The 10,303-nt window shown below is 60.8% G+C and carries 7 protein-coding genes and 1 pseudogene; 1 reads left to right on the top strand and 7 read right to left on the bottom strand.

Annotated elements, in window-relative coordinates:
* Positions 1-156: 156 nt before the first annotated feature.
* From QZ213_RS17890 to QZ213_RS17870, 5 genes are all read right to left on the bottom strand, one after another.
* A complete protein-coding gene (locus tag QZ213_RS17890; RefSeq protein WP_291687424.1) occupies positions 157-786 on the bottom strand; it encodes an LUD domain-containing protein in 630 nt (209 codons plus the stop codon).
* Positions 783-2,309 (bottom strand): lactate utilization protein B, encoded by a 1,527-nt coding sequence (locus QZ213_RS17885; protein WP_291687425.1) that lies wholly within the window; start codon positions 2,307-2,309, stop codon positions 783-785. Before QZ213_RS17885 ends, QZ213_RS17890 begins: the two co-directional genes overlap by 4 nt.
* Positions 2,237-2,980 carry a (Fe-S)-binding protein gene (locus QZ213_RS17880; protein WP_291687423.1) on the bottom strand — a complete coding sequence of 248 codons (744 nt, stop codon included), beginning with the start codon at positions 2,978-2,980 and terminating at the stop codon, positions 2,237-2,239. The genes QZ213_RS17885 and QZ213_RS17880 overlap by 73 nt, the downstream gene beginning before the upstream one ends.
* Complete coding sequence (locus QZ213_RS17875) at positions 2,977-5,856, bottom strand: FAD-binding and (Fe-S)-binding domain-containing protein (protein WP_291687422.1); 2,880 nt, start codon at positions 5,854-5,856, stop codon at positions 2,977-2,979. Before QZ213_RS17875 ends, QZ213_RS17880 begins: the two co-directional genes overlap by 4 nt.
* 89 nt (positions 5,857-5,945) lie before the next feature.
* Positions 5,946-7,565: an L-lactate permease gene (locus tag QZ213_RS17870; RefSeq protein WP_291687421.1), complete on the bottom strand. Its 1,620-nt coding sequence runs from the start codon at positions 7,563-7,565 to the stop codon at positions 5,946-5,948.
* Between the two features lie 152 nt (positions 7,566-7,717).
* Between QZ213_RS17870 and QZ213_RS17865 the strand changes: the two genes are divergently transcribed.
* Complete coding sequence (locus QZ213_RS17865; protein WP_291687420.1) at positions 7,718-8,476, top strand: FCD domain-containing protein; 759 nt, start codon at positions 7,718-7,720, stop codon at positions 8,474-8,476.
* Between the two features lie 554 nt (positions 8,477-9,030).
* Here QZ213_RS17865 and phbB read toward each other — a convergent pair.
* Both phbB and QZ213_RS17855 read right to left on the bottom strand, forming a co-directional pair.
* Positions 9,031-9,756 (bottom strand): acetoacetyl-CoA reductase, encoded by a 726-nt coding sequence (gene phbB / locus QZ213_RS17860; protein ID WP_291687419.1) that lies wholly within the window; start codon positions 9,754-9,756, stop codon positions 9,031-9,033.
* Positions 9,757-10,042: 286 nt separating this feature from the next.
* Positions 10,043-10,303: pseudogene (locus QZ213_RS17855) on the bottom strand (acetyl-CoA C-acetyltransferase); the annotation flags it as partial.

Here is a 10,303-nt window from a genome sequence, read left to right as displayed (position 1 = left end):
GCGCCAGATGCGGTCGGTCACGAACCCCGTAGCGGTGAGAAACAGCTACTCAGTTGCCATAGCATGAGCACGGGATTGAGCGACGCGGGTGGCGGTGTCGGAGGGTTCGCCATGCTTGCCTGTACTGGCCGCCCCGGCGGTCCCTCAAGATCGCCCTTAGACGGGAGAGGCACCTTGCGCTTGATCAGGCTTGCCGGGATTCCTGGGCACCAGCAGAACCGACAGCGAGCGTACGCCCTGCGCCCCCAGGATAAGCACGCCCTCGATATCGGCCGTGGCGGAGGGGCCCGAATGAAAAACGGCGTAGCGCCGCTCCCGAAACTCCGGCCGGGCATAGGCCCTGTGGATGTTGACGACGATATCAGCCGGATCCAGCAGAACGATCAGGTGCTGCGCGAGATAGGCCAGCGCGTTTACCTTCAGGTCCGCGTCCGTCAGCAGCACCGATCCGGTTTCAGCGACGCCGCAGCAGGCGCGAACCACGGCGTGATCGACATCAGCCAGCGCCCGCGGATCGGCGACCGCCGCAAGATCGAGTTCACCCTCTATCTCCGGCGCCGCCGAACAGACCAGACGGCTGTCTTCAAGCAGACCCCGGACGGTCGCCCGCATGTCGTCGGTGGGATCTGTGACCAAGCGTCCACCCATGCGCGTCAGGTTCTTGCCGAACGCCTCGACCAGATCGGCCGGAGCGTTTTCCTCGAATTTCGGCACCGCAGGCAGCGGCCGATCCAGCTTCGGAAGGTTCGCGCGGATCGAAGCGAGGATGATGTCGCGGCTGCTCATGGCCTGCCTCCGCGGTTCCGGAAGTACCATTGATGAAAAGTCTCCGCAGGCGGGTGCGGCATCTCGCGGCCTTTGCCCCAGGCGTTCAGGCCGTTGTAAATCACAAAGCGTGGCAGGCTTGCCAAAGCGTCGTTGGTCCGCTCGATAGCGGCCCGATAGATCGCCGGGCGAGAAAAAAGCGCGCCCGCGGCTTTCATGGCGGCGCGCTTGACGAACGGCGTTTCGTGTTGACGCACCAGAACCTTGCGCCAGGCGTAAATCTGCTCGTGAATATTGATCTTCACCGGACAGACATTCGTGCAACTGCCGTTCAGCGTGGACGCAAAAGGCAGGTTGCTGTATTTCCGCGCGTTGAACGTCGGATCGATGATCAACCCGATCGGCCCCGAATAGGTGGCCCCGTAACTCAGCCCGCCCGAACGCCGATAGACCGGGCAGGTGTTCATGCAGGCCCCACAGCGGATGCATTTCAACGAGGTCCAGAATTCCTCCATGCCGAGCCGTTCGGAGCGGCCGTTGTCGACGAGCACCACATGCATTTCGCCGCCTTTCCGGGGACCGCGGAAATGCGACGTGTACTGGGTAATCGGCGAGCCGAGCGCGCTTCGCGACAGCATCCTCACGAAGATCGCCAGATCTTCCGTCCTCGGTACCAGCTTCTCGATTCCCACCGAGACGATGTGGAGGTTCGGAATATTGGCGCAGAGATCGGCATTGCCTTCATTCGTGCACACGACGACGGCGCCAGTCTCGGCAACCAGGAAATTGGCGCCGGTCATGCCGGCGCCGGCGTTCAGGATCAGCGGACGGGTCGCATCACGCTGGGCCCCCGCAAGGTAGGGCGGGTCATCATTTTCAGGATCGGAACCGATTGTCGCCGCGAATACCTTGGCCACGTCCGTTCGCAGTTTGTGTACGGCGGGCACCACCACATGGCTCGGATCCTCGTCGTCAAGCTGCTGGATACGCTCGCCGAGATCGGTCTCGACTACCTCAACCCCGGCTTTCGCCAGATCGGCGCGCAAACCACATTCCTCTGTCAGCATCGACTTGCTCTTGATCAGCGTCTTTGCGCCTCGACGCTGCAGCAGATCCAGGACGATAGCGTTGTGCTCGGCTGCGTCCTTGGCCCAGTGCACGACCACGCCGTTGGCTTTCGCGTTGGCCTCAAACATCTCCAGATAGGCGTCGAGATGACTGAGCGTGTGTTCCTTGATGGCGGATGCGAGACTGCGCATCTCCTCCCATTCGGGCATCGCCCACATCTGGTCGTCGCGCCGCTGTCTCAGCGTCCACAGCCGCGTATCGTGCTGCTGCTGGTGTCGGGGAGCCGCCAGGAACCGCTCGGCCGCCTCCGCCTGATTGATTGGTCTGTTGCCCTTGTGACGTGCGCCGCGAGGCTGCAGCTCGGGCTTCGCGTGGTCTGGTCGATCGCCTTCTGTGCCTTTTGTCATGCCGCGGCTCCATTGAGGATCTGCGCGATATGGATGAACTTGATAGCGACGTTGTCGCGCTCGGCGCAGCCGCGCTGGTGCATCAGGCAGGAGCTGTCAGCCGAGACGATGTAGTCGGCCTTGGCCTGTGCAAAGTCACGGACCTTGTCCGAGCCCATCTTGGCGGACACGCTTTCGTTGACGACCGAGAACAGGCCGCCGAAGCCGCAGCACTCGTCGGGTCGCGACGCCGCCACTAGTTCAAGCCCCTCAACTTTGCACAGCAGAGATTCCGGCTTGGAAAAATGCGGCTCGCGCAATTCCGAAGCATTGGCGTGGCGGAGGCCGCGCAACGTGCCGCAGCTGTTGTGCAGACCTACTTTGTGTGGAAAGCGCGCCCAGGGAAAGGCGTCGACTTTGATTATGTCGTGGAGAAACTCGACCAGTTCATAGGTTCGGGAACGGATTTCGCTGACGGCAGCGGTCTGTTCCACCCCCGTAAAGTGATGTCGGATATGATGGACGCAGCTTCCCGACGGACCGACAATGTAGTCGAACCCGTCGAAGTTGCGGACGAACAACGCTTCGGCGCCGCTCGTATCCGTCTCGAAACCGCTGTTCGCCATCGGCTGGCCGCAGCAGGTTTGATCAGGTGGATATACGACGTCGAGATCGAACCGCTCAAGCAACTGCAGGGTCGCGATTCCAACCTCCGGAAAGAAAGCATCGATAAAGCAGGGAATGAAAAGGCCTATTTTCATGACTCCGCCCTTTCTGGTGGTACACGCGTTGCGGACGAGCGGGTGATGCGGCGCTGCGCCACGCGATCAACGAGATCGGCGACCGACCGGTAGGTCACACCGCCATGCAGCGACAGCCCGATCTCGCAGGTCCGGCTGGTCGAATAGCCGGCCACACAATCCTTGACGGCTGGGGCGAGCGAACGCAGCGCGTGAGCATTCATCTCCGGCCGCACAAATCCCTTGTCGCCGGCGAACGCGCAACAGCCGATATCGGCGGGGACAACCACGTGTTCGGCGCAGGCTTGCGCCACGGCCAACAGCGTCGCGTCGAGCCCCATGCGCCGAGTCGAACAGGTCAAGTGCAAGGCGACCGGTGTTTTGATCCTGGCCGGTATATCGACATTCGGTATCACGTGATCATGCAGGAACTCCGCGATGTCGAGCATCTTCACGCGTCCCGCCGCCATCGACTTGAGCCGTTGGGAGCAAGGGCTGGTATCGACAAAGACCGGCCATCGACCATCTTCGCTGGCTTCGATGAGCGCACCGATCGCCTCCTCGGCCTTGCGGTCGCCCTCGCCAGTCAGCCCTTTGGAATCGAACGGCTGGCCGCAACAAAGGCTGGGCTGCCGAGCCGGCACGATGATCTCGAAACCGGCCTTGTCGAGCAGACGATACAGCGTGGCGGCGACCGTTTCGCCGGAACGATCGTCGCGCGCGGGACCGAACATCTGACCGGCGCAACTGGCGAAATAGACAACGCGGGGCTTTTCCTCGTTCCGATCTGGCTCTCGCGGAGTGATCTTCGCGCCGGCCCTCGGCGTGCCGCGATGGGAGACCAGCGGTCCGCGGCCTCCCATTGCGGTTCGCATGATGGCGCCGAGAGCATCCAGGCCACGTTCGCCGGTGACCAAATCGAAAGCCGAGGCGACGTTTAGCCCGGTGCGGACCGCAGCCGTTGCGACGCCATAGTGATGGCCGGTCACGGACGCCGCCGATTGCGCGAGCCGTCCCTGGTTATGACCGCGGATCGCCTTCGACATCGCGCCGGTGTTGATTCCGACCGGACAGGCCAGTTCGCACAGTCCGCACGCGGCGCAGCTGTCGATGCTGAAATCGAGAAAGACACGCCGGAAATCATCGCGCTCGCTCTTCGATTCGTCCGCTTGGACAAGGCGTGCCAGTTCACGTGCGCCAGCGATGCGTTGCCGCGGAGTTACGGTCAGGCCACGGGTTGGGCACATCGGTTCGCAGAAGCCGCACTCGATGCAGCGATCGATCAACGGATCGGTCGCCGGCATGGGCTTAAAATTCTTGAGGTGGATGCCCCGGTCCTCGTTGAGAATTACGCCGGGATTCAGCAGGCCGTGGGGGTCGAAAAGTCGCTTGATGCGCCACATCAAATCAGTGGCCTGCTTGCCCCATTCGATCTCGACGAAGGGCGCCATATTGCGCCCGGTGCCGTGTTCGGCTTTGAGCGATCCGTCATATCGCCCAACGACGATCTCAGCGACCTCGTCCATAAGATCGGCGTAGCGACGGATCGCTTGATCGTCGGCAAAACCCTGCGCAAAGACGAAGTGCAGGTTTCCGTCGAGCGCGTGACCGAAGATAATGGCCTCGGCATAGCCGTGCCTGATGAGAGCAGCCTGCAGGTCGGCGGTCGCCGGGGCGAGACTTTCGATAGGAACGGCGACATCTTCAATGATAACCGTCGTGCCGACGGGCCTTACGGCGCCCACGGCGGGAAACAACCCCTTGCGGATTTTCCAGTACTTCTCGATCAAATGAGGATCTGTGCTGAATTCGACCGGACGGGATGGCGGCGTTTCGGACAATGCGTGCGACACGCTCCCGACGCGTGAGGCGACTTCGGCGCCATCTGCACCCTGAATCTCGACCAGCAGCGCGGTCGCGTCCGGCCCGAGGCTAGCCAGAAAATCCGGCATGCCCGGCTTACCCGTAACCGACGCGAGGCTGGCACGATCCATCAGTTCGACGGCCGCCACCGGCTCGCGCTTGAGCCGCGTCACCGCCCGGCAGGCCTCCACCAGCGTTTCGAAGAAAAGCAGCGCGCACGCTTTATGCTGATAGTCCGGAACCGTCCGGTAGGTGATCTCCGAGATGAAGCCGAGCGTGCCCTCCGACCCGATCATCAGATGCTGAAGAATTTCGAACGGGTCCTGGTAATCGACAAGCGCGTTCAGCGAATAGCCTGTCGTGTTCTTGATCGCGAATTTGCGTCGGATTCGGTCTGCGAGCTTGGTATCGGTTTGCACCTCGCGGGCGAGCACCGCCAAATCGGCAAGGAGCGAGGGACGAGCCGCCGCCAATGCAGCCCGGCTATCCCTGCTGCCGGTGTCGAGCACGGTTCCGTCGGCCAGAACGACGCGGAGGGATTGCAGCGTCTGATATGAATTCTGCGCGGTTCCGCAACACATTCCCGAGGCATTGTTTGCCGCTATCCCACCGATCATGGCCGCACCGATCGAGGCCGGGTCCGGGCCGATCTTGCGTGCGAAGGGCGCCAGACGACGGTTGGCCTCGGCGCCGATGATGCCGGGCTGCAAGGTGATCAAGCGGCCGTCGTCAAGGATGGACGATCCTTGCCAACCCTCACCGAGCACAATGAGGACGCTGTCGGTAATGGCCTGGCCCGAGAGCGATGTCCCAGCTGCGCGAAATGTGACCGGCGCGCCGGCATCCGCGCAGGCTGCCATTACACCGATTACTTCCGCTTCGCTCGCGGCGGTGACGACGATCCTCGGGATCAAACGGTAAAAGCTGGCGTCAGTACCGTAAGATAGTGTGCGCAGGCGGTCGGTTGCAATCCTCGCCTTGGACGTTATGCCCTCAAGCGAACGAGCCAGAACAACGTAATCGGCTGTCGACATAACGTTCCCTTCCCGTATAAGCGTTGACTTTGTTGCCGGCCCATTCCTCCACTCGCAACGGCCGCAAACGGCAGCCGCCGCGATACTGCTCATTGGCCGCCCACCACGGGGATCACCCAGGGGATAACGTATTGCTGGATGGCGACGAGTCCGCCAAGCAGAAGCGTTAGCACGACGCTGTGGATGAAGGTGCGTGCGAAAACCACGCCCTCCTGGCCCACCATATTCGTCACCGAAACGCCGGTCGCAATGTTCTGCGGTGAGATCATCTTGCCCATCACGCCGCCGGATGAATTGGTCGCGGCGAACAGCACGGGATTGAGATCGAGCTGACGCGCGGCCACGACCTGAAGGTTTCCAAACAGGGCATTGCCCGACGTGTCGCTTCCCGACAGCATGACTGCGGCCCATCCGAGAAACGGCGATAGCAGCACGAAAAGCTTTCCGGTGGACGCAACGCCCTGCCCGAGCGTGTAAGCAAGGCCGGAATAATTCATGAGATAGGCAAGGCCGACGATGAGCATCACAGTGACGACCGCGAGCCAACACTGGCGAATGGTCTCGCCGAAGCAGCTGAAGAACGCCTTGGGCGGCAAACGGACGAGTAGCGCCGTGATGATGGCCGCCAAAAGAATGGCTGTGCCTGTCCCCAGCGGCTGGAACGCCCAGATCGCGTCATATGGCTTGCCATTGTAGAGCGTGATCGAAATCGCACGATGCAACCCGGGCCAAGCAATATTCTGTTGCCCAATCGCAAACAGCTTGAACGAGGTCCAGAAGATCACGGTAGCGGATACTACGATCCACGGCAGCCAACCCTGCCAGTTGGGTACAGATGTGGTCGCGCGATCGGCCGCGACAGCCGTGCTCTTGATCGCAAACTCCGGGTCCGGCGCAGGACGCCAAACCTGCAGGAAGAGCAGCGTGGCGATCAGGGAGCCGAGCGAGGACAAGACGTCAGTAAGCGTGTAGTCGATAAGATTGGACGCTGCGAATTGCGATATCGCGAAACTGCCGCCGGCGACCAGTAGAACCGGCCAAAGCGCACGGATGGAGCGCCATCCGCCGTAGAGGGCTATGACATAAAAAGGCAGAATGATTGCAATAACGGGCAATTGACGTCCGATCATTGCGGCCAGCGCAGTAGCTGGCAATCCGGTCACAGCGCCGAGCACAGTCACCGGCGCGCCGAGAGCGCCGAAGGCAACCGGAGCCGTATTGAAGATCAAGACATATACGAGGGCTTCAAGTGGTGGATAGCCCACGAGGATCAGCAGCGAACTGGTGATAGCGACTGGTGTTCCAAACCCTGAGACGCCTTCCAACAATGCACCGAAACAGAAGCCGACCACGACCAGAATGACTCGTCGATCGTTGGGCAGATGGCCGACGACCCAATTTCGGAATGCGTCGAACCGGCCGGAGCGTACGGCTATGTTGTAGAGCAAGAGCGCGTTGATCACGATCCACATTACGGGCCAAAGCGCGAAGACCGCACCGTTGAGGACGGAATCGATGGCCAGACCGAGCGGCATCTTCCAACCGATTACCGCGATGATCAGGCCCGCGACGAGTCCCGCCAAAGCCGCCTGCCATGCCGGCCTGCGCAATACACCCAGAAGGACCAGCACTGCGACGATCGGCAGGATGGCGACGATGAACGAAAGCCCGAGGCTGTCTCCTACGGGTGTCAAAAGTTGCTGGAACATCAAGATACCTCCCGCTCAGGGCATTTGGTTAGAATTTTTTGCCAAACTAAATTTGGTCTGATCTTATTACCATTTAATCTAATGGTATTTGATATAGATCAATCCTAGGATTGGATATAAAGTTGAACCACTATCAATCCGCGGAGTGCCTTATGATTCGACCCGAGAAACTTGGAGACGCGATCGCCGAGCACCTCGAGAAGCTGATCCTCGAAGGCGTGCTGAAACCGGGAGAAAAGCTCGCCCCCGAGCGAGATCTGGCGCTCAAGCTCGACGTTTCGCGCCCCTCATTGCGGGAAGCTCTGGAAAAACTTCAGAGCAAGGGGCTGATCGAGACGACCAAGGCCGGAACTGTCGTGGCGCAATTTCTGGCGCCATTGTCCCGGCCGCTGGCGGAACTGTTTGCCGACAAGCCACGCGTTACCGCCGACTATTTCGAGTACCGCAGGATCATTGAGGGGCAGGCGGCGGCGCTGGCGGCAACGCGCGCGACCGACGTGGATCGTGCTGCATTGAAAGAGTGCTGCGAACGGATAGAAAAGGCCCACGAGATTGAGGACCCCAGCCAGGAGGCCGCTGCCGATGCCGATCTTCACCAGCTAGTCTACGAGTCGGCGCACAACGTCGTGCTGCTGCACGTCATGCGCGTGTTCAGCGAGCTGTTAAGAAACGACGTGCTTTATAACCGCCACCAACTCTACCGCCGATTTGGTGTTCGCGATCAGTTGTTGAAACAGCACCTTGCTATCGCCAAGGAGATCCTTCGAGGGGACCCCAAAGCAGCAGAGAAAGCGGCTTCCGATCACATCCACTTTACGTTTCAGACGATCGAAGACATCCGTCGCGACGAGGAGCGCGTAGAAGTGTCTCTGCGTCGCGTTTCACGTTCCGATCTGCTGGCGGATTCGTGAACACGTGAAGAGCCAACAGTCACATACTGGTGTCGCTTCGCGCCAAAAAAACAGTCGGTTAAGGGCGCCTCAGTTGGCCATTTGAGACAGATCAACGCGGCTTCCCTAAACCTCCATAAACTGCGCTGATACCGAGCGGCCTGCCGCACAGACTGTTCCGGTTACGAGGTCGGGTCTCCTAGGCACACCGGGCCTCGTTTTTTCTGCCGCCTCGCTCAAGCGGGCAGTTCTCGCAAATTCTCGGGTGCGGATTGGCTCATGTGCAAGCCGATCGATCGCCGGGTGCGCGTCTCTTGTTGCGCTTCACTGACGCCTATGACCGCTTGGCGCCACAAGCGGCCATTCCCTGACTACCCAGCCTGCGAGTTGATAAGCCTCGGCAAGATCGGCTTCGCCAGTAGCCGCGTTGCCGTGGAGATCACGTTTCTGGCATAGACAGATGCGCACGCTGGCGCAAGGCCATTGGTAATGTCAGCGGCGAACGAAGCAATCCATCCGGCCGATCAGCTCGTCTGGGTTGTTTCGTCGCCTGCGCTCCTCGCAACACAGCAGGATCAAACCATATACTGTCCGCCATTGATCGACAGCGTCGAGCCGGTAATGGCGCCGGCCTCGTCGGCGGCGAGGAATACCACGGCGCGGGCGATTTCGTCGGGCTCGCCGAGGCGATTGATCGGGATCAGCGGCAGGATGCTCTTCTCCAGCACGTCCTTCGGCACCGCCTGCACCATTTCGGTGTTGATATAGCCCGGGCAGATCGCGTTCACGGTGATGCCGGCCTTGGCATTCTCCAGCGCCAGGGCCTTGGTGAAACCGATATCGCCGGCCTTCGCGGAGGAATAATTCACCTGGCCGAACTGGCCCTTCTGGCCGTTGATCGAGGAGATGTTGATGACGCGGCCGAACTTGCGGGCGCGCATGCCCTCGATCACCTGACGCGTCATGTTGAACAGCGAGCCGAGATTGGTGTTGATCACCGCATTCCACTGCTCCAGCGTCATCTTGTGGAACGCGCCATCCTTGGTGATGCCGGCATTGTTGACGAGCACATCTACCGGGCCGAGCTCGGCCTCGACCTTCTTGACGCCCGCGGCGCAGGCGTCGAACGAACTGACGTCCCATTTATAGACGGGGATGCCGGTGTCGGCCTTGAATTTTTCAGCCGCCACATCGTTGCCCGCATAGCTGGCGGCGACCTTGTAGCCGGCGGCCTTCAGCGCCTTGCTGATCGCCGCGCCGATGCCCCGCGTTCCCCCCGTTACCAATGCAACACGTGCCATGTCGAATCCTTCCCTTGGCGTTTTTGAGCTGCACTTTTTGTGTAGCCTCGAATTAAACGGGCCGTTTGACGAACATCAAGAACAAAACGCCCGCCAAAGCGCGATCAGCAAAAGTGGCTACCGGTTTTGCGTCCGATCGCGCTCCAAGTAAAAAGGGCGCATGATCTTATCGCCAAACCGCTCACACTTTGGCGGATCATGCGCCGTGCCGGGCGTTTCTGTCGGCTTTACGCAGTGCGGTTGCGAGCTGATCTTTTCATCACTCAACGCATCCGCCGCCGTTGGTTTAGTCGCGTGCAATGCACATGGCGATGCCCATGCCGCCGCCGATGCACAACGTGGCGAGGCCCTTCTTGGCGTCGCGCTTCTGCATTTCGTGCAGCAACGTCACCAGCACGCGGGCGCCGGAGGCGCCGACCGGGTGGCCGATTGCGATCGCGCCGCCATTGACGTTGACCTTGGAGGTATCCCAGCCGAGGTCCTTGTTGACCGCGCAGGCCTGCGCCGCGAAGGCTTCATTGGCCTCGATCAGGTCGAGATCGCCGAT

The organism is Bradyrhizobium sp. (genome assembly GCF_017881085.1).
In the GTDB taxonomy this organism is placed as follows: domain Bacteria; phylum Pseudomonadota; class Alphaproteobacteria; order Rhizobiales; family Xanthobacteraceae; genus Bradyrhizobium.
This window is presented reverse-complemented; position numbering and strand designations above follow the sequence as displayed.